The 21,339-nt window shown below is 34.6% G+C and carries 12 protein-coding genes; 3 read left to right on the plus strand and 9 right to left on the minus strand.

Annotation, left to right across the window (positions count from 1 at the left end; translation table 11 throughout):
- Window positions 1–229 precede the first annotated feature (229 nt).
- Genes BZG02_RS05360 through BZG02_RS05380 form a run of 5 tightly spaced genes read right to left on the minus strand, consistent with a single transcriptional unit; the run spans window position 230 to window position 5,367 of the window.
- Window positions 230–457 carry a hypothetical protein gene (locus BZG02_RS05360; protein ID WP_101260388.1) on the minus strand — a complete coding sequence of 76 codons (228 nt, stop codon included), beginning with the start codon at window positions 455–457 and terminating at the stop codon, window positions 230–232.
- Window positions 458–512: 55 nt separating this feature from the next.
- Window positions 513–1,787 carry a Gfo/Idh/MocA family protein gene (locus BZG02_RS05365; protein WP_101260389.1) on the minus strand — a complete coding sequence of 425 codons (1,275 nt, stop codon included), beginning with the start codon at window positions 1,785–1,787 and terminating at the stop codon, window positions 513–515.
- A gap of 16 nt (window positions 1,788–1,803) precedes the next feature.
- Window positions 1,804–2,613 carry an FAD:protein FMN transferase gene (locus tag BZG02_RS05370; RefSeq protein WP_101260390.1) on the minus strand — a complete coding sequence of 270 codons (810 nt, stop codon included), beginning with the start codon at window positions 2,611–2,613 and terminating at the stop codon, window positions 1,804–1,806.
- Between the two features lie 34 nt (window positions 2,614–2,647).
- Window positions 2,648–3,976: a Gfo/Idh/MocA family protein gene (locus BZG02_RS05375; protein WP_101260391.1), complete on the minus strand. Its 1,329-nt coding sequence runs from the start codon at window positions 3,974–3,976 to the stop codon at window positions 2,648–2,650.
- Window positions 3,977–4,005: 29 nt separating this feature from the next.
- Entirely contained in the window at window positions 4,006–5,367 is a 1,362-nt protein-coding gene (locus BZG02_RS05380; RefSeq protein WP_101260392.1) for a 3-keto-disaccharide hydrolase, read from the minus strand.
- A gap of 625 nt (window positions 5,368–5,992) precedes the next feature.
- Between BZG02_RS05380 and BZG02_RS05385 the strand changes: the two genes are divergently transcribed.
- From BZG02_RS05385 to BZG02_RS05395, 3 genes are all read left to right on the plus strand, one after another.
- Complete coding sequence (locus tag BZG02_RS05385; RefSeq protein WP_180335642.1) at window positions 5,993–9,967, plus strand: hybrid sensor histidine kinase/response regulator transcription factor; 3,975 nt, start codon at window positions 5,993–5,995, stop codon at window positions 9,965–9,967.
- Between the two features lie 109 nt (window positions 9,968–10,076).
- Window positions 10,077–11,426 carry a family 43 glycosylhydrolase gene (locus BZG02_RS05390; RefSeq protein ID WP_101260394.1) on the plus strand — a complete coding sequence of 450 codons (1,350 nt, stop codon included), beginning with the start codon at window positions 10,077–10,079 and terminating at the stop codon, window positions 11,424–11,426.
- A gap of 167 nt (window positions 11,427–11,593) precedes the next feature.
- Window positions 11,594–12,511, plus strand: a complete 918-nt coding sequence (locus BZG02_RS05395; RefSeq protein ID WP_101260395.1) for an alpha/beta hydrolase — start codon at window positions 11,594–11,596, stop codon at window positions 12,509–12,511.
- Between the two features lie 68 nt (window positions 12,512–12,579).
- Here the strand turns inward: BZG02_RS05395 and BZG02_RS05400 are convergent, their stop codons facing one another.
- The 4 genes from BZG02_RS05400 to BZG02_RS05415 all read right to left on the minus strand — a co-directional run bounded on the left by BZG02_RS05400 (window position 12,580) and on the right by BZG02_RS05415 (window position 21,216).
- A complete protein-coding gene (locus BZG02_RS05400; RefSeq protein ID WP_101260396.1) occupies window positions 12,580–13,773 on the minus strand; it encodes an outer membrane beta-barrel protein in 1,194 nt (397 codons plus the stop codon).
- A gap of 1,799 nt (window positions 13,774–15,572) precedes the next feature.
- On the minus strand, window positions 15,573–18,098 hold the full coding sequence (locus tag BZG02_RS05405; RefSeq protein WP_101260397.1) for a glycoside hydrolase family 2 TIM barrel-domain containing protein: 2,526 nt from the start codon (window positions 18,096–18,098) through the stop codon (window positions 15,573–15,575).
- 150 nt (window positions 18,099–18,248) lie between these two features.
- On the minus strand, window positions 18,249–19,754 hold the full coding sequence (locus BZG02_RS05410) for an alpha-L-fucosidase (RefSeq protein ID WP_101260398.1): 1,506 nt from the start codon (window positions 19,752–19,754) through the stop codon (window positions 18,249–18,251).
- Between the two features lie 52 nt (window positions 19,755–19,806).
- Window positions 19,807–21,216: an SGNH/GDSL hydrolase family protein gene (locus BZG02_RS05415; protein ID WP_101260399.1), complete on the minus strand. Its 1,410-nt coding sequence runs from the start codon at window positions 21,214–21,216 to the stop codon at window positions 19,807–19,809.
- Window positions 21,217–21,339 lie beyond the last annotated feature (123 nt).

Here is a 21,339-nt window from a genome sequence, read left to right on the forward strand (position 1 = left end):
TTGACTATTTTTTATCATATTTAGGAGAAACAAAATGGAATTAATAAAAGGGGGATAATCCTAAATACAAGACACAAAACACGACAATTAATGATGGCATAGCATAAAAATAATTAAACAATAACAATACTGATAGAACCGATGTAATTTTTAAAGCCGTAAGCTTATATTATAAAAAAAGGTGGCTTAGCCACCTTTACATTACCTTTACATTAGCTTTCGGCATATTTTATTTTACTAATTTAATTCCTTTTAATACTAACCTTACAACAAGCGCTACCAAATAAAATAACAGAGCAAAAATCACAACAAATCCTAAGGAAGTTATCAATTCAGTCCATGGTGTTTGATATGCTATAATTGAGTACATGTTAAGAGCAAAAGCAATAATTAAAGCAACAATAAAGATTATCAATTCTCTTTTAAGGACAGCTTTTTTTTTTACGATATCTTTCATAATAAATAAACTATTAGACTACAGCTAAACTTAAATTTACCCGTAGTATCGATTATTAAATTCTATATTTTTCCGGCATAGTAACTAGCGTGCCGGTATCAATTGCTTGTTCTGTTAATAAGGTCCAAATACTAGCATAATACCCTTCTTTAAGCAGCCAATTTGGCATTTTTCCTTTTTTAACGAATTGTACAAACTCCACTAACTCCTCTTTTGTTCCATCACCCTTTCGACCTTCAAATATTGGTTCACCCGTGTATTTTAACTTTGTTTCAGGAGCCCAACTAGGCCCACCGATCGGTACACTTTTAAACATTCCATTTTGAATATCTCCAACCAATTGAGCAATGCCTGGAGCGGGTTCTGGTTTTGGTGGAGTTGTTGAATAATACCTGTTGGTTTCTAATTCAAAACTTCCTTTATCTCCTATAATTTCTTCTTCACAACCATACCTTTTATTAATGGTTTGGGTATCGTAAGTAAACTTTGTTCCATCTGCATATGAAAATATTGCTGCAAAATTATCGTTGACTTCACGCCCATCATTCCAATAACGAATACTTCCTGTACCCATTACCGAAACTGGTATTTGCTGCTTAGCCCAATTGGCAACCTGAATTTGATGCGACATTAATTCGGTTAGCAATCCTGCTGAATATTCTTTGTACAATCTCCAATTTATTTGACGCTCTAAGTTTGGTTTATCTGCAGGTACGGGTCGACGCCAATCATTTCCTCTGTGCCAATGTGCATGCATTTGACTCACAATTCCCAAATCGCCATTGTGAATTCTCTGCATCGCATTATTATACTTACTGCTAAACAATCGCTGATGTCCAATCAATAAAACGCTACCTGTAGCTATATGCGTATCATACATTGCCTTAGTATCCTCTAAAGTACGCGCCATCGATTTTTCACACAAGACATGAATTCCTGCCTTCATACAATCAATTGCAATATGTGCATGTTGAAATAAAGGAGTGGCTATAATTACTCCATCCACTTCATTATCGCTAATTAGTTTCGTATGATCGCTATAAGTTTTGCATTGAACTTTGTAATGTTGAGCTTTCTTTATAGCGTTATTCAAGTTTGGTTCGTAGTTATCGCATAAAGCCACAATTTCAAATCCCCCAAACTCTTCCTTAATTCTAAGTAGATGCTCTAATAAATAATTCCCCCTACTTCCTGTTCCGATTATTCCAATACGAACATTTTTATTCATTTCTTGTGCAGATAAGGCCTGAACAAATGGATTCATCATTATGGCCATTCCAGCACCTGCTATGCCTATTTTTTTTAAAAATTCCCTTCTGTCATCTTTCATAGTTATCTTCTTAATATCAAGACAATTGTAAAGGTATCCTGATGCATTTTTCAGGATTAAACCTGTTAATAATTTGTTGCTGTTCCAGTTCTGGAGCAATTAATAAAGTTGTAGAAAGTACTTCAGCATCGATAGGACAATCGAGTTGCACTTGCACTTGCTTTAATCTATGTTTAAATGCTCCTATTTTAGGATTTACCACATGACTAATCTCTTCGCTCGCATGGAAGCCACTAATCGAAATCGAAGAATTATTCAGTTTCAAATTGGTGGCTCCATCCTCTAATGCTAATGGCCAATAATCCCCGTAAGGGTGTCGACCTCGGGTAAGAATTGAACTTTCGCCGAAGCTAATGAAGGCATTTGCTATCCTCTCCTTTTCTAGAAATAATGCAATTTCACTTAATGCAATTCCTTTTCCTATTCCTCCAAAATCAAGAAGAACCTCCTCCGAAGCATATTGCACTGTCTTTTGTTCATTATCCAAAATTAACTGATCTGATAATTCCATCCCAAAACTACCAGTAGCTTCGTATCCAATGTTAAAATATCCATTGGTTTTTTGGGAATACAAAATACTTTGCTTAATATAACTAAAGAGCTTTTCGCTGATTTGCACTGCAGATTTGGCTGCTTGTTGATTCAAATTATAAACTTCAGCATCCTGATCATACCTACTCAACATGCTCTCCAGATCTCTTACAATTTTTTCCATTTTTATGCAAATCTGGTCGAACAAAGTGTTTTGGTCTTTACTCCAAAGCACGATGTCTAATCTGGAATTCATGGCGGCAATGGTATTATTACAGAGATTTACTGAAGACATATTAGTCGATTTTTCGAATATCAATTTTATAGCATTACAATTTTAACTCCCAACCTTTCTCATAATCACGTTTCCACATTTTCATGGCTTTCTCATTATTCAAAACCCTTCCTGTTTTTGGATCAATAAGCAAACTTTCTTGAAGATCTTGAGCGATATTACCAAGATGACACAATTGAGTAGAAATAGCAGCTTCGGCAATTGGTGAATTCTGTTGCTCATTTTCACGAATAGCGGCAATAAAATTATCCATATGAGTTACCGTTAACCCATCAAATCCTTTTGTATCAGAAGTATCATTTGAGGATCCCTGATTTTTCTCCCACTCCTGCTTTATCTTTTTTCCATCTAAATCGAATAAAGTATAATTAGAACGATCTAATCGTATTGTACCATTAGTCCCGTATATAGTAGCACTTCGTCCACCATTTGGTTTATAACCATTACAACTTCTACCTTCCCAAGTAATTGTTTTACCTCCATCAAACTCATAACTAGCCATTTGTGTATCGAACCATTCCCAATCGTCATCAGAATGGTGTAAACGACCACCTGTACTAACCACCCGTGTAGGATAGTTAACACCTAAAGCCCAACGACAAATATCAATTTCGTGCGTTCCATTGTTGTGAATTTCTCCTGTTCCCCAAGTTCTAAACCAATGCCAATTATAAGGATGAATATTATCCCGATAATCTTCACGAGGTGCAGGTCCTTGCCATAAATCCCAATTTAATGAGGATGGAATATTAACAACTTTGCCCTTACCGATAGGTTTACGAGTATTCGCATAAAAAGCCTTAGCTGCGTAAACATCTCCAATTACTCCTTCTCCAATTTCTTTCACTGCCAAAGCGGAAGTAAAAGAAGATCGTTGTTGATTGCCCATTTGCACCACTTTATTGTACTTTTTTTGTGCTGCTACTAATAATTCATTTTCGTGAGGATTGTGACTACACGGTTTTTCAACATATACATGTTTACCCGCTTGCAAAGCCATAATTGCCATTGGTGCATGCCAATGTTCTGGTGTAGCAATCACTACAGCGTCCACCTCTTTATCTTCCAATATTTTTCGAAAATCCTGCTCCATTTTAGGAGAGTAACCGATATTTTGCTCACAATATCCTTGGAATTTCTCCATGCGGGATTTATCTGCATCACAAATATAAATTACTCGTGCATTTTTATTGCCTGCTACAGCTGGAACTAATCCATGAGATCGCCCACCTGTGCCTAATATTGCAACATTAACCATTTCGTTTGAACCTAAAATACTTCCAAAGGCACTTGTTGAACTTAGTAAACTTATACCCGCTGCACCTACTGCTGCATTTCTTATAAAATTTCTTCTCGAGACCATTTTGTAATAATTATTTTATAGATGAAAGTTTACAACTCCTTAATTTTAATGTTCTTAAAATGAACCTCATCGCCATGATCCTGAAGCAAGAGTAAGCCCTCTTTCGCCTCTCCAAAATTTGGCCACTTGGCATATTTACTATAAACTACCAATTCCCTCCATTCTTGGGTTCCTCTTTCATACTCGACCACTTTACAACCGTTCAACCAGTGCTGAACATGTTTACCATCTACCACAATTCTTGCGCGATTCCAGCTGTTTCCATTCACATACTTATTCGTATACAATGATGGAATATATTCTTGAGCATTTGCTTTCATTAAATCATACAATGAACCAAGAGTACGTTTGCCTCCAACACCCATTTTTGCATCTGGATGGTTTTTATCATCCAATATCTGGAACTCACAACCAATTGCCGATCCTTTTCCTTTATTTAATTCTGTATCCACAAAATATTTGATTCCACTGTTTGCACCTTCTGTAATTTTAAAATCCAGCTCAAGAATAAAATTTGAATAAGCTCTTGTAGTTACAATATCGCCTCCGTTCTCAGATTCTCCACCACCAGAAGCATGTACTGTTAAAATACCATCATTCATGCTCCATCCTTTGGCAGGAAAATCATCTTTTTTAGCTCCACGCCATCCCTTAGTAGATTTACCATCCCAAAGCATTTTCCATCCACTATGTTTTTCTTCTTCGCTTAAAGTGTTTAGCAAATAACTAACAACAGGAGCTGTTGTTTTAAATTTATAATCTTCTGCTATTTCTTTAATTGTAATGTTTTTCCATCTAGTCGCTTTTCCAATTTTTGCACCTCCACCAGCATGAACCTGTAATGCAACAAATCCTTTTTCAGAGTTTTCCTCGATAAGATTTGCACAATTTACACCGTTTACCCATGTTGAAATTCGATTTCCGGCTGCAATTACTTTTACCTTATTCCACTCTTGGTTTTTATATGCTTTTTTTCCTTCTTCATTCAATTCCAAATTATATCGCCAACCTTTTCGACTTTGATCATAAATTCCACCTGTCCATGCACGTGGTGAATCATCTGCCTCAACCTGAGGTCCAAACACACTATTATCTCCTTTCGACTCATCGTACTGACTTCTAATTTGAACGCCACCATTTAATAAAGAATCCATTTTAATCTCGTATTCAAGAATAAAATTGGTATACTCATTTATGGTTGCCAAGTAAGTACTTGGTGAACCTTTCGTAGTTATTCCAACAATTACACCATCTTCAACATGAAAATCTGCATAACCATTTAAAGCTTTCCAGCCATCTAGATTTTTCCCATTAAAAAGGGATTTTGTTTTTTGAGCATTTACCCCAATGGCAATTAAGAAACAAAGGGGAAGTAAAAATGTAAACTTCATAGGTTAAAATTTATTTACGAATAATTGAATTAATCTTATTGTTACAAGACAAGCATTTTCAAACAAACTTATTTACTCTATCTACCTACAAATCTAACCCTTAAACGAACCGTAGCATAGTCATATTTGTGTCATAAAAGAATGTTTTTGTTTCAAATAAATGCTTCCTTTCATTTTTTTTATAGTTTTACAAAGAGTTATCACGATAAAGAGTTAAATCGATTGAATTGATTCAGCATGTAAAACAGGAATCTGAAACGTCCATGTATAAATCTTTCTACACACAGGGATATGATTATTCCAACATGGTAAGTTCCATATGGCAAAAAATTTAAAATTATAATCATATGAAACGTCCATGTCAAAGCAATTTTAACACACAGGGAAATGATTATCCCAACATGGTAAGTTCCATATGGCAACTAAAAATCAAATAATAATCATATGAAACGTCCATGTCAAAGCAATTTTAACACACAGGGAAATGATTATCCCAACATGGTAAGTTCCATATGGCAACTAAAAATCAAATAATAATCATATGAAATATTCAATCAAGATCTAACCTAACGCTTCCCCCCGTATGAGCTATTGCATGAACTTGTTTCGAATTTCTTTTACAGTTATGGCCTGTTTATTGAGCCTAAACAATTTTGCCCAAAATATACGTTTTGATCATTTAGATATTAATGATGGTTTGTCGCAGAACAGTGCATTTTGCATGGATATTGATGCTAATGGTTATGTTTGGGTAGGAACTCTTAATGGATTAAACAGATATGATGGATACTCGTTTGAAGTATTTAAGCCAAGTATAAATAGGTCGGGAAGTTTAAAAGGCAGCTTATGTTCCGATCTGGTATGTGATTCGGAAGGTAACACCTGGATTGCTACAGTAGATGGAGGACTTAATAAATACGATTACTTACATCAGAGATTCATTCAGTATCACGATTCCTTATTTCCATCTTTTTCAACTAAGAGTATACAAAAACTTAGTATCGACAAACGTGGCTGGTTATGGCTAAAATCACCCAACACCATAATCGGTTTTAATCCAAAAGATAGCACAATTATTTCGCCTCTTCCCGAACAGAAAATTTCTAATATTTCTTTACTATTTAACGGAAACATTGCTGCTTGCGGCGATTTTGGATTGTATGAAATCGAGTCTAATACAAATACCTTGTTTACAATTAATTATCGAATTAAAGAACCCGTTGTAGCGCTAGCTTATTCTAACAGTAAAACAGTAGTATTACATCAGGACAAAATTGATTTTTACGACAATAAACTTTTGCAAAGAACGCAAAGCTTTTTATTAAAAAACATTGAAAACAGTCTCCCAATTGGTGAAAATTCACAAATATTGGTAGACTCCAATAAGATTTGGATTGGAAGATTTCAAGCTTTGGTAAAATATGAACTAATAGAAAACCAATTAATATGTAAAGATTACCAATACGATGCTAATAATTCAAACTCTTTTCGTGGTTATCAGATTACTAAAATTCTTAAAGATAAAGCTGAAAACATATGGATTGGAACCGCTAAACATGGCATAAATATTATTAGCAAACGTGTAAATGAATTCAAGCATTTTAATTGGATAAAAAGTCCTTCATCTGAGAAAGAAATTGATTTAGTTAGAGCCATTTGTGCAAGCTCTAAAAATGAATACTGGCTTGGGTTTGACAGAACAGGACTTGGAATAATCTACCCAAATGGCAAACAAAAGTTGATTACCACTTACTTAGATTCAAATAATAAAGAACTGGCATTGAAAAGTGTTAGAACCATTTTTGAAGACCAGCAAAAAAATATTTGGGTAGCAATGTTAGATGGTTTCTGTATCTACAATAGAAAATCACAACAGTTAGAACACATCAATCGTTATTTGAAAAGCAAATGGAACAATCGGAGCTATTCTATTAAGCAATTTTCTGACACAGAAGTAGTTATTACTACCGGAACAAAAATTGGCATTATTGATTTGGAGAGTAAAACAGAAGAAATATTTCCAAATAATGAAGAGAATAGAACCATTCAGGGAAGTATTAGAGATATTGAAGTGGATGGAAATAGTATCTGGATAGGATTAGATCAACATGGAATTGCACAAATTAATACACAAACAAAAGAGATTACACACTTCAACACCAATTCAATTGGTTTAAGTGACAATAAAGTATATAACCTAAGTAAAATTGGGAATGACCTTTGGATTGCTACCAATAATGGTCTTAATCGATTTAATACAAGCACCAAAAAGGTAGATGAAATTTTTTACGAAGAACACGGCTTAGCAAACAATATTGTTTACAGCTTAAATCCTGATGAAGACAACAATTTATGGATGAGTACTAATAGAGGAATTAGTAAATTAAATTTAACAACTAAACAATTCTGTACCTATTTAAAAAGTGATGCTTTTATGGATGATGCATCGTTTCAAGCAACAGATGGAAGTATATTTTATGGAGGATACAATGGTGTAATACACTTTAAACCAAAACAACTTCAAATCAGTAAAACAAAACCAAATCCATTTATTGAAAACTTTAGCTTACACAATAAAATTATTCTGCCAAATTCAATAATAGACGATAGAGTTTTATTGAAACAACATATTAACCAAAGTGATCGCATACAACTGAACTATTCTGAGAATACTTTTTCATTTAATTTTAAAACCATTCCTTTTGAAATACCCAATTCTAATAAATACAGGTACAAACTAGAGAATTGGCAAAACGAATGGCAGGATGGAGATAATAAATCAGCTATTTACACCAATGTATTACCTGGCGAATATCTGTTTAAACTATCCGTATCTAATTCGGAAGAGAATTGGTCTCCTGCTAAAGAAATACAAATTATAATTACTCCTCCTTATTGGAAAAAATTATGGTTTAAGTTAATGCTAACGGGTATTTTCCTAGTATTTCTATTTACCACCTACAGATTGCGTGTTTACCAAATTCAAGAACGAAATAAGCTCTTAAAACAAAAGGTGGATGAACAAACGAAAGATATTGTGAAACAAAATAAAGAGATACAAAAAATATCGGAGCAGTTGCATGAAGCTGATGAAGCAAAACTTCGTTTTTTCACAAATATATCCCATGAATTTAGAACCCCTTTAACCTTAATTTTAGGGTACTTAGAAGAACTAGATGAAGGCAAATCATTCCATATTAAAAAGACCATAAAAAACAACGCACTTCGTTTGCTTCGACTGGTTAATCAGCTAATTGAATTCCGTAAACTCGACCAAGATCAACTAAAACTGGAAGTTTCTTCTTTTGAATTAAATCGTTTTGTAGGAGACATCGTTGAATCATTTAAAAAGTTAGCGAGTAATAAAAATATTGCTCTTGCCTATGAACCTTATAAAAATAGAATTCCTGTTTGGTTGGATGTCGACAAAACAGAAAAAATTCTATTTAATTTGATCTCAAATGCCGTAAAGTATACTTCTGCAAACAATTCTATAAGTGTATCAACGCATGATAATTTAGAACTGTTTGAAATCAAAGTGATAGATTCTGGCATAGGTATATCCGAAGAGGAAATTACTCAAATTTTTAATCGGTTTTTTAGAAGTAAAAACAGCAATGAATCAGGACATGGAATTGGCTTAGCATTGGCCAAAGGCCTTACTGAAATGCAATATGGCAACTTATCTGCTAGCTCCGTAAAAGGGAAAGGATCTACCTTCACAGTTCAATTTAGGAAAGGAAAAGATCATTTTAAAAACAATGAATTTGCTTCAGAAAAACAAGTAAAAGCTTATCTACCTGAGAAACAGGAAGAAATTATTAGTGTAGGAAAACAACTTAATAATGTATTTGAAAAAAGGATTTTATTGGTTGAAGATGACGAGGAACTACGCAATTTCCTTCAAAAAATTCTTTCCGATCAGTTTTCGATAACTAGTGCGGAAAATGGTTTGGATGCAATTCAAAAATTAGAAAATATAATTCCTGATTTAATTGTTTCGGATATCTCTATGCCTAAAATGGATGGAATAACATTTTGTAAAAAGGTAAAAGAGAATCCGCTTACAGCTAAAATTCCTTTCATACTATTAACGGCCAAAACAGATTCAATTACCCATATCGAAGGATTTAAACTAGGCATAGATGACTATATTGAAAAACCTTTCAACAAACAGGTTCTAATAGCGCGTATCGAAGCTCTTATAAACAATCGAGAAAAACTATTTCAGGCTCCGATTGAAAGAAGAACAATGGCCAAATTGGATAAATCTAAATTTAGTAAAAACGATGTTCAGTTTTGGAAAAAAACAAACACGATAATCAATCGTAATTATAGCAATCCTAATTTCACAACTGAGGTTTTAAGTGAAAATAGTAACATGAGTCGATCAACTTTCTACCGAAAATTTAAAGGACTATGCGGAGAAAACGCCGCCGATTACATTCGCAAAATTAGATTGCATAAAGCGGCTGAATTAGTACAAAAAAAAGAACTAAATATTCAACAAATTAGCTTAGAAGTTGGTTTCCAAAGCACAGCTCATTTCCGAACAAAGTTCAAAGAATATTTTGGTGTTAATCCATCGGAATATTCCTAACGCACATTTAAATAACTAATAAAAGAATATCCCCCTCTTTTCGCCCTAAATTATTACCATTTCGAAGGTTCCTATTTATAACTTTAAACCTAAATTAAACCTTTCGAAAATGCTTATTACAAAAAGAAAACTATTTACTTTTGCAATCTTCCTATTCGCAGGATTTTTGAATGCAAACGCACAAAATCCATTGGTGACACATCTATTTACAGCCGATCCAACAGCTCGTGTTTTTAACGGCAAACTATATGTATTTCCATCCAGTGACACTTATCCTCCTGCCGGACGAGAAGCAGAATTTCCTCGATTTTGTATGCCAGGATACCATGCTTTCTCATTGGAAAATGGTTCTACATGGAAAGATCATGGCTGGGTTTTAAAAGAAAATGATGTGCCTTGGGGCGAAAAAGACACCTACGCAATGTGGGCTCCGGATTGTATTGAGAAAGATGGAAAATATTACTACTACTATCCTGCAAAACCAAAAAACGACAAAGCCTTTAGAAGAATTGGTGTTGGTGTTTCCGACCATCCAACAGGGCCATTTAAGTGGGAAAAAAGCTTCATAAAAGATGTAACTGGTATTGATCCCGGCTTACTTTTAGACGATGATAACAAAGCTTATTTATTTTTTGGTGGTGGTCATGAATTATACGTTGCTCCTCTTAAAAATAATATGAAAGAAGTTGCAGCCGAACCAATCCTAGTTGAGGGATTGCCTGCAGGATACAAAGAGGGTTCGTTCCCGTTTAAAAAAGATAGTGTTTACTATCTAACTTTTGCTCATGTTTTTCCTGATGAGGGATACACAATTGGCTATGCAACAAGCAGTAAGCCGATGGGGCCTTATCAATACAGAGGAAAAATAATGGATAATATTCACAATGGAACCAACCATCATTCTGTTGTAAAATATAATGATCAATGGATCCTTTTCTATCACTCCTGGGACATTAGCGGTTTCAATAAACTACGCTCGATGTGTGCCGACTACATGGAATTTAAAAAGGATGGAACTATAACGAAAGTAAAACCAAGCCTTCGCGGAATAGGAACTCCTCAAGTAAACGACACCATACAAATTGACCGATACAATGAAATATCTGGGGCGAACACCACATTTGTTGGTGGCGACGAACCAAACGGTTGGATGGTTTGCGATGCAAAAATGATGAGCTATGTGAGGTTTGATCGGGTAAAATTAGATGGAGCCACTACAATTAAAGCACGCGTGGCTAGCGGACAAAGAAACGGTAGTTTCGAAATAAGATTGAACAATCCGAAAGGTAAATTAATTGCTGAATTCCCTATTAATTATACAGGTGGATGGAGCTCTTGGGAGACAATTGAAACCACTATTAAGGAACCAGTTACCGGGACTCACAATCTTGTGGTTGTATTTAAATCGGATTGGGGAAATACAAAATCAGTTAATTTGAATTGGTTGTTGCTTCAATAAGTTTCTTAATTCTTATTTTCAAATCCTATTTTTAAGAATGTCACTATACTTGCGTATAGTGACATTCTGCATAAAGGCTATTCCAAAAATGATGAGTAACTTGCACTTTAACGAAACAAAACTCAAAAATAACAGGCAGTTATACGAATACAAATAATGCTTCTCGAATGAAAAAAGCTACAATTCTTTACTTACTAATTACAATTTCATTTTCTGCTTTCAGTCAAAGCAACATTCTGAAATTATGGACAAATGAAATTCCAAACAGCCAAAATTCAAATGAAAAAGAAATCGTCGAATCGACGGGAATCATTAGAATTTCGAAAGTACAAATACCAACAATAGAAGTATTTTTACCAGCCAAAAACAACGCAAGCGGACAAGCTGTTTTGATTTGTCCGGGTGGCGGTTATGGCATTTTAGCTTACGACTGGGAAGGCACTGACATTGCCAAATGGTTGAATTCAAAAGGCATTGCGGCTTTTGTTCTAAAATATCGTTTGCCTGATTCAAAATCGGTAATTGAAAGTTATAAGGCACCATTGCAGGATGCAATGAGAGCAATAAGAACAATTCGACACAATGCGGAGCAATACAACATCAATAAAAAGCAAATTGGTGTAATGGGTTTTTCGGCTGGTGGACACCTAGCCTCTACCCTAGGAACTCACTACAATGATGTATTGTATACTTCGACTGATAGCATTGATACGGAAAGTGCTCGCCCCAATTTTATGGCTCTTATCTATCCGGTAATTAGCATGCAAAAAGGCATAACTCATTATGGATCCATGAAACATTTATTGGGCGAAAATGCTGATGCAGAATTAGTTGATAAATTCTCGAATGAATTACAAGTAACTACAGATACTCCGCCCTCTTTTTTAATTCATGCTTCGGATGACAAAGCCGTTCCCGTAAAAAATAGCTTGTTAATGTATGAGAAATTAATTGAGAACAATATTTCAACTGAAATGCATATTTACTCAACTGGCGGACATGGTTTTTCCTTAGGACATAATAGAGAGCATGTAAGCTCATGGACCGATTTATTTTGCTCTTGGATTAACTCGCTAAACAAATAAAAGATTATTCCTAAAAAAAAGCGGAATGACTTATAAATCATTCCGCTTTTTCTATTTAAAATCAATTGCTACAATTTGAAAGCATAACCTACCGAGAACATCATGGAATTCACATTCTGATCAGATAATATTTTATAGCTACGTGTCCTAGGTCTTCTACTTTCATATTCGGCCTCAAAAATTAAATAATTTTTATCCGATAATTTATATTTAAAACCTAAACTAGCACAATATCCAAAGTGGTAATTTTCCATTTCTGCATTTTCCTCTCTTTGTGTTCTAACACTCCTTTGATTTACAATTGTTGAATTAATATTTAATAATACCGAATTTGTAATACCTGCGGATAGAAATGGTTGTAATTTTCTTCCTGGAAATTCATATCGTATTTTTAAAGGTATTTTTATGAGATCATATTTTACATCTACATCCAAAAACAAATTTTCAGTTAGATCGTAATCTTCAATACGCTCTGAAAAATTAGCTTTTTGATAATTTAATCCTAGTACAACATTCCAAACATAATGCGCCTTTGATGGTTTAAATACAAAATTTGCCCCAATAGTAGGACTTGAAGAATTTAAATGTTCATCCGAACCATCTAAACCCATTTTATTGATTGCAATACCTCCAACTGCTTCCACGAAAATATTCGACTCAGTTGATTTTTCATACTTAACACATTCATTATTAGGGCAAATGCTCTTATTGTATTCAGTAACTATATTAATAATAGGCTTATAACTAAAATCTACTTGTTTAATTTTGTTTGCCAATTGTGGAGCATCTCTAAAAAAATACAACATTACTCCTCTAAATTTAGAAGAATTCTTTGCAAAAGTGCCTCCATTTTTCCCTTTATAAATACTCTCTTTATTAGTTAAAGATACTAAGCGTCCCTCTTTCTCTAATATAAAAAACTCATCACTACCGTTCTTTAAATAGTACAAATTCGCAATTCCTTCAACCAAAATTTCCAAAAAAACAGTCTCTTTTTTTTCAAATAGATCTACCTCTTTAGAGATATAATACTTTTCACCAATTATTCTATACGTACTGATTTCGTTAGGAGTATATGTTTTTTCATCTGATTCGTTTCGAAAAATACATGACTGTGCATTTTTTAAGTTTGAACGTAGAACAATTTCACCATAAATTGTATCGTTTTGAAGCGTAACAATGTACCCGGCTCTATAATCAGATTGAGCAAAAACAGTTACTGAAACCACAAACAATAAAAGAAAGAATAGAATTTTTTTCATATGATTATAATTTGTTTTTTAGTTGTCATATGGAACTTACCAAGCTGAAATAATCATCTCCCTGTGTGTAGAAAGTTTTATACATGGACGTTTCATATCTATATTAATTTAATTTTTTAGACCAATAAAGATATAAATTACATCCTCGAAATGAACTTATATATTATTATAACTTTAATTAATGTTAATTCTAAATAGTTACACATTTGAAATTATGAAACAAAAAACAAGCTCTATTTTGGAACCTATCTTGCAGTAATAAGATTAGTTTTATTCCTACTGTCATAAAGTACCCGCTTTTTCACTTTAAGCTTTGTACTTTAATCTTTAGCCTTCGTACTTTGATCTTTCACCTTTATACTTCAAGAATCTACCTTATTGATATTCCGACGCAAACAAAAATTGCTTTCCAAAGAATATTTTTACTTGCGTCGGTAATTACTGTCACTTCTATATCCCAGGGTGACATTCGCTACGCTCATTTACCCCGGGCTATTGGAATTTGAGCCCTTCAGGCTCGAGAAAGATGCAATTGCTAAGAAATAAAAGTAGATTTCGCGATTCTTCAATTTTGAACTTTTTCACTTTAACCTTTGTACTTTAATCTTTAGCCTTCGTACTTTGATCTTCCACCTTTATACTTCAAGAATCTACCTTATTGATATTCCAACGCAAACGAAAATTGCTTTCCAAAGAATATTTTCACCTGCGTCGGTAATTACTGTCACTTCTATATCCCAGGGTGACATTCGCTTCGCTCATTTACCCCGGACTATTGGAATTTGAGCCCTTCAGGCTCGAGAAAGATGCGATTGCTAAGAAATAAAAGTAGATTTCGCGATTCTTCAATTTTGAACTTTTTCACTTTAACCTTTGTACTTTAATCTTTAGCCTTCGTACTTTGATCTTCCACCTTTATACTTCAAGAATCTACCTTATTGATATTCCAACGCAAACGAAAATTGCTTTCCAAAGAATATTTTCACCTGCGTCGGTAATTACCGTCACTTCTATATCCCAGGGTGACATTCGCTACGCTCATTTACCCCGGGCTATTGGAATTTGAGCCCTTCAGGCTCGAGAAAACACTTCCCTTTTCACTTCACTACTATTACTGCTTAATTTTCTCAAAATTAGCTTTTTCACTTTAAGCTTTGTACTTTGATCTTTCACCTTTATACTTCAAGAATCTACCTTATTGATATTCCGACGCAAACAAAAATTGCTTTCCAAAGAATATTTTCACCTGCGTCGGTAATTACTGTCACTTCTATATCCCAGGCTTGCATTCGCTACGCTCATTTACCCCGGGCTATTGGAATTTGAGCCCTTCAGGCTCGAGAAAACACTTCCCTTTTCACTTCACTACTATTACTGCTTAATTTTCTCAAAATTCGCTTTTTCACTTTAAGCTTTGTACTTTGATCTTTAGCCTTCGTACTTTGATCTTTCACCTTTATACTTCAAGAATCTACCTTATTGTTATTCCGACGCAAACAAAAATTACTTTCCAAAGAATATTTTCACCTGCGTCGGTAATTACTGTCACTTCTATATCCCAGGCTTGCATTCGCTACGCTCATTTACCCCGGGCTATTGGAATTTGAGCCCTTCAGGCTCGAGAAAGATGCGATTGCTAAGAAATAAAAGTAGATTTCCTGAATTTTGATTTTGTTCACCCCTCTGTCCTTCGGATATCTCCCCTTAAAAAAAGGGAGAATTCCCTAATTCATAATTTGGTTTTCGTTTTAAATAGACGATTTTTAGATTGGTTTATTTAAGATAAAAAATAAAATCGTCTAATTTACAAGCACTTCAAGTTCAGGACTAGATAGCTCTTTTGCCTTGGCTTTCACTTTAATCGTTCCTTTTTCGAAAGTAGATTGCAAAATTAGTAAGCATTTGCCATTGGCAGTTGTAATTGTATTGGTTTGATAATCCTGAACACTAGATGAAGAACCATTGTCAACACCCAACAATCGAGCCGGACCAGTAATCTCAAATTCCACTTTTAATTCTTGATTTCTCACCGGAATACCATTTTTATCGGTTAACTGAAGTGTATAATGAATCACATCATAGCTATTTGCCAACACTTCCTCTTGATCGGCAAGCAATTCAAGTTTTTGAACCTCCTTGGCAGTTTGGATACTATATGATTCTGTTCCATCTACAGCTTTAGCAGTCAATTTCCCCTTTTCATAAGGAATCATGAATTTAATAATATGATCCTCATTACTCGCTAAAGATTGTATGCCCATCGATTTATCATTTAAAAACAATTCGATTTTCTCTTGATTTGTGTACACTTCCACTGCGATACTATCGTCAATTGAATAATTCCAATGCTCGTTTACCTCTTGCCATCCCCATTTCTGATGACTTGCCCAATCTTTCTCTTTCTCCACTAATAAGTGAAGCTTTGCATCCCATTTGTAAGGAGATTTCGAGACCAATTGAGTTGCGATATACACTTGTGGCTCATCATTCCAAAGCGTTTTAAACATCTGATAAGATGGCTTTTTAAAGCCTGCAAAATCGAGCAACCCACTACTACTTCCTCTTTTGGGCCAAGCTCGTGATTCTCCCATATAGTTGATCCCTGTCCACAGAAAAATACCCGAAATAAACTTTTTTTCTACCACAGGTTTCCATTCGTGCCATCGTGTCCAATTCTCGGTCCCCAAAAATACTTTATCAGGATAATTCTTTTTGCAATAATCATAAACAGCTTGTCGATACGAAAGACCAACAACATCCAAAGCATCGGCATATCCGGAAAAATTACTGACACTCGGAATTACCAAATTAGCAGTCACCGGCCTCGATAAATCGACCTCTTTTACCCATTTCGATAAGTTCCGTGCTGTTTCTGCAACCTGATATTTTCCTTGTGGATGATTCTGAAAATTCGACCTGATTTTCTCAACAGAGAAAGGAGGCTCATCCCAATAATAATTTACATCACCCACCTTGTTTTTGCCCCAGTATCCTGTTGCATCACCATAGTTAGGGAAAGTCCATTCTATTTCGTTTCCAATGCTCCACATAATAATTGAAGGATGATTTTGATCCCGTTTCACCATACTTTTTATATCCCGTTCTGCCCACTCCTCAAAACTATTCGTATAACCTTTGGTCACATCCTCTTCCGCTTCCTGATTGTAGTTATTCCTCTTATCCTTAGGGTTTTGCCACTCATCAAAGGCTTCCTCTTGTACTAAAAATCCCATTTCGTCGCAGATATCTAGAAACTCCGATGAAGCTGGATTATGAGCCGTACGAATGGCATTACAACCAGCCTCTTTTAAAGTTTTCAATCTTCGCTCCCATACTCCTCTTGGTACGGCAGCTCCAACCATTCCACCATCGTGATGCAAACAAACGCCTTTTAAAAGCATATTTGTACCATTTAAGTAAAATCCTGAATCTTTATCAAACTTAAAACTTCGAATACCAAATGTATTAGAAACCTCATCAATAGTATTTTTGTCAACAATTACCTCTGAAACCAATCTGTACAAATTCGGATTTTGGGTATCCCAAAGATTTGGTGATAAAACTTCAATTTTTTGATTTACCTTTTGACTTCCATTTCCCGAAATACTTAAAGCAGTTTCCTGACCACCGATCTCTTTATTCTGGAAATAAACTGTTGTTTTTAATACAATTAACTTCTCTTCTTCCAGATCATTTTTAACATCAGTAACAATATGAACTTTTGCCTTATCAGTAGAAACATTGGGCGTTGTAATTTGAGTTCCCCATTGTGGAATGTGAACTTTACCGGAAGTCACCAATTTTACATTTCGATAGATTCCAGAACCAGGATACCAACGAGAATCCAAATAAGCCGACCGATCGACTTTAACAGCAATCACATTCTTTACATCTCCATAATTTAAATAGGCAGTTAAATCGTAAGCAAAGGGTGCATAACCAAATGGTCTTTTACCCAAATAATGTCCGTTGATCCAAACTTCTGAATTGGTATAAACCCCATCGAATTCTATTCTTGTTATTTTATTAGTTGCCGCAACTGGCATTGCAAATGATTTGCGATACCATCCAATCCCTGCAGGTAAGAATGCTGTTGCTCCACCCGTATTTTCCTGAGTAAACGAATGTTCTACACTCCAATCGTGTGGTAATTGCGCATTTCGCCAATCCTTACTGTCATATTCAAGTTTGTAGGCATCCACCTCATCCCCTAAATGAAATTTCCATCCAAAGTTGAAATCGTCAACAGTTCTTGCTGATTGATTCACAGATTGACAACCTGCAAATAAGCTTACTACTAAGACTAAAAATATTAATTGCTTCATTAGTTATATTGAATTAATTCATCAGTAAAACTATAATATGTTCAGAAAATTAGCTTGAAAAAATAGTGACTATTAGGGGGGAATATTAAATAAAAAAACCTGTTGAGACAGAATCCCAACAGGTTATATAAGTAGTCCCGAAAAATTCCTTTATTTTTTCAATTCAATCTTTAAAGAAAATGCAAAATCGCCAGGTTTTTCTTTTGGCAGTTCAACAGATAAACCATCTTCGGTTAATTCCCATTTCAATTCTTCGCCAGTTGCCAACATGCTTACCTTTTCAATTTCTTTAGTTAAAAGATTTTCTTTTTTAGCTAGGCTATGAATCATCATTTTCTCTTTTGGCCAATCCAAAGCAATCGCATATAAGTTACCATCCTTAGTAGAGAAACGAATATCTTCTGCAACCGCATCTTTATTCTTATCCTCACTTAAGTGTCCTTCTTTAATTTCCTGAGGTCCTTCTCCATATACTTTCCAAGGTCTTGTGCCATAAATAGCTTCACCATTCGCCTTTAGCCATTCTCCCATTTCTAATAAACGAGTTTTCACACCTTCTGGCATCACTCCATCAGCCTGAGGAGTTACATTCAATAAAACTGCTCCGTTCTTACTAACTACATCAACTAAAAAGTCAATTAATCTGTTGGTCGTTTTATATTTAGGATCAGAAATATTACACCAAGCTTTCCAGTCAATAGAATCATCGGTTAACCAAGGGAATTCCTTTTTCTCTTTCATTCGAGAACGTTCCAAATCCAATACAGCAGTACCTTCGGCCATATCTGTAAATTTGTAAGTACAAACTACTTCACGTCCCCAATCTTGGGCTTTATTATAATAATTTGCTAAAAATTGTTTGCGATAGGCTTCTTCAATAATATCCATTTTATTATCGAACCAAATAATGTCTGGTTGATATTTGTCCATCAATTCGTTCAATCGATTCAACCACTCCTCATGAAATTCTTTTTTAGGAGGATTTGGATAATCACCAGTTGCCATTACGAATGAACCTTCTGGAACATATGGTCCATAAAGTCCAGCATATTCGGGATTGCTCGCATCCGTATTTTTATCCCAAGTTGGATACCAAGCATATAACCAATGACGATGATAAGTTGCGATAAACTTCATTCCTTGCTTACGAACTGCTTTTTCCATTTCACCTACAATATCACGTTTAGGTCCCATGTCCATAGCATCCCACTTTGTTAATTCACTATCCCACATGGCAAAACCATCGGCATGCTCGGCAACCGGACCAGCAAATTGAGCTCCCGATTGTTTAAAAAGCTTTGCCCATTCATCTGCATTAAACTTTTCGGCAGTAAACATTGGAATAAAGTCTTTGTAACCAAAATCTTTTAAGTTGCCATACTTTTCTTCGTGATACTTACGGATCTTATGTCCTTCGGTATACATATGAATAGCATACCATTCCGTTTCATGCGCAGGTACCGAGTATGGTCCCCAATGAAAATAGATACCGAACTTGGTATTCAACCACCATTCCGGCACTTTATACTGTTTTAAAGATTCCCAATCTGCTGTATATTCCGTTTTTACAACAGGCTCTTCAGTTTTAGTTTCCTTAGGTTTAGAATTACAGGAAAATAGTGCTACTGCAAAGAGAATTAATAGATAGTTTTTCATTATTTGTAAGATTTGTTCGAGATTTAAGTTTTATGAAAAAGAAGCTACACTGTTAACTTAACACTTTTACAAGGCGATAAGTATGTTTACGTGGCTTATTTATTTGAAATATTTGATTTCTAAGTTCTTTTAGTTCACCCCAAAGCTGTTTTTCTTTCGGTAAATTTTCAAAATATTCACTTACTGTTTTTACATTGTAATCATACCAACTCTTTCCTTTTTGCTTTTCCAGATTTATATCTAAATAAGCTCTCTTTCCTTCTATTGTGTTAGCACCTTCGTATTTATTTAACATTCGATATTGAACAAACGCGACACTTCTAATTTTCCTATTAACTGTATGATATTTTTCACACAAATCAAAAACTGAAACGGCCTGTTTGTATTGAGGAGTAGATGAATAATCAGTCATGTTTACTCCATTTTTTAATTGTTTATTCGATAAGGTATCAATAATTACATCATCAATATTTAGCTGATATTTCCCTTTCGATAATTTAGAGACAAACAACATCTCTTTATTTAGTTCATCCTGAAAAGGAATTAAATCAAGCGCTGAAGCAAATCTTTCTGTTACTGGAAATGGTAAAGACTCCTGAACAAGGTCAAAACTAAATGAACTTTGGTCTTTATGGATCGAAACAGTACAATCTACATTTTTTGTTGCGATCCTATTTTTACTATCAATTGCAATCAGAGAAACAAATTCGGACGGCATAACTGTTTTAATAATGTTGTATGCCATTAAAAAATGACCAGGATCACCAGGATGAACTCTATCCGGTCCAACAATAGTAGAAGTAGAATCTACGGCCTGCATTTTAAAATTTATCTTTTCCATTGCTGGATTTAAATCAACAATAGGTGCATTATACTTTTTTCCCAGATTGCGAACATGAACAGAACATTCCTTGAGTGCATCATTAGCTCCAAAATTATTTTCTTTGGGTATTTTAGCCGTTTGATCGTAAATAGAAGGTGTCATAAATACAGGGCTGACATTTTCCTCCTTAAATGTTTCGGCTATTTTACTTGTTAAAGACTGATACCCTTCCAGTATTCTTCTTCGCTGTGCTAGCATTGCAGAATCTATTGCAATATCCTTTCCGTATAGATGGCTTTGAATGTCGTTCATGCCAGTCATCAAAAATGCATAATTAGGTTGATGAATTAGAATATCCTCATCCATTCTATTCATCATTCCAAAAGCAACATCTCCAGATATTCCACAATTGTAAAATTCTACAAATTCATTTGGGAAACGCGTCGCACAAAAAGCATGAACCAACATATGATATCGTCCATCTTGCGTTATGCTATTCCCAACGAAACACACCTTATCTCCAGTCTTAAACTTCGCTTGCTTTTGTGCATGTAAGGTGACTGAACCAAACAATAATATCACAAAAAAAGCTACCGAACTATAATGCTTTATATTCTTAAACAAAGGTTTCGAATTCATTATTCGTTATTTTACATTACAAAAATACATTATACACCACAATAAAATTTGTACAAATACGACTTATCTTGATAAAATACCGTCAATTACATCTTCTAAAAATCACAACAAATACAAAAGGCA

The sequence above is a fragment of the Labilibaculum filiforme genome (genome assembly GCF_002843315.1).
Classification (GTDB): Bacteria; Bacteroidota; Bacteroidia; order Bacteroidales; family Marinifilaceae; genus Labilibaculum; species Labilibaculum filiforme.

Bases quoted from the DNA above. Each gene is read 5' to 3' on its own strand.
- BZG02_RS05360 (WP_101260388.1), bottom strand. From the start codon at position 457: ATGAAAGATATCGTAAAAAAAAAAGCTGTCCTTAAAAGAGAATTGATA.
- BZG02_RS05365 (WP_101260389.1), bottom strand. From the start codon at position 1,787: ATGAAAGATGACAGAAGGGAATTTTTAAAAAAAATAGGCATAGCAGGT.
- BZG02_RS05370 (WP_101260390.1), bottom strand. From the start codon at position 2,613: ATGTCTTCAGTAAATCTCTGTAATAATACCATTGCCGCCATGAATTCC.
- BZG02_RS05375 (WP_101260391.1), bottom strand. From the start codon at position 3,976: ATGGTCTCGAGAAGAAATTTTATAAGAAATGCAGCAGTAGGTGCAGCG.
- BZG02_RS05380 (WP_101260392.1), bottom strand. From the start codon at position 5,367: ATGAAGTTTACATTTTTACTTCCCCTTTGTTTCTTAATTGCCATTGGG.
- BZG02_RS05385 (WP_180335642.1), top strand. From the start codon at position 5,993: ATGGCCTGTTTATTGAGCCTAAACAATTTTGCCCAAAATATACGTTTT.
- BZG02_RS05390 (WP_101260394.1), top strand. From the start codon at position 10,077: ATGCTTATTACAAAAAGAAAACTATTTACTTTTGCAATCTTCCTATTC.
- BZG02_RS05395 (WP_101260395.1), top strand. From the start codon at position 11,594: ATGAAAAAAGCTACAATTCTTTACTTACTAATTACAATTTCATTTTCT.
- BZG02_RS05400 (WP_101260396.1), bottom strand. From the start codon at position 13,773: ATGAAAAAAATTCTATTCTTTCTTTTATTGTTTGTGGTTTCAGTAACT.
- BZG02_RS05405 (WP_101260397.1), bottom strand. From the start codon at position 18,098: ATGAAGCAATTAATATTTTTAGTCTTAGTAGTAAGCTTATTTGCAGGT.
- BZG02_RS05410 (WP_101260398.1), bottom strand. From the start codon at position 19,754: ATGAAAAACTATCTATTAATTCTCTTTGCAGTAGCACTATTTTCCTGT.
- BZG02_RS05415 (WP_101260399.1), bottom strand. From the start codon at position 21,216: ATGAATTCGAAACCTTTGTTTAAGAATATAAAGCATTATAGTTCGGTA.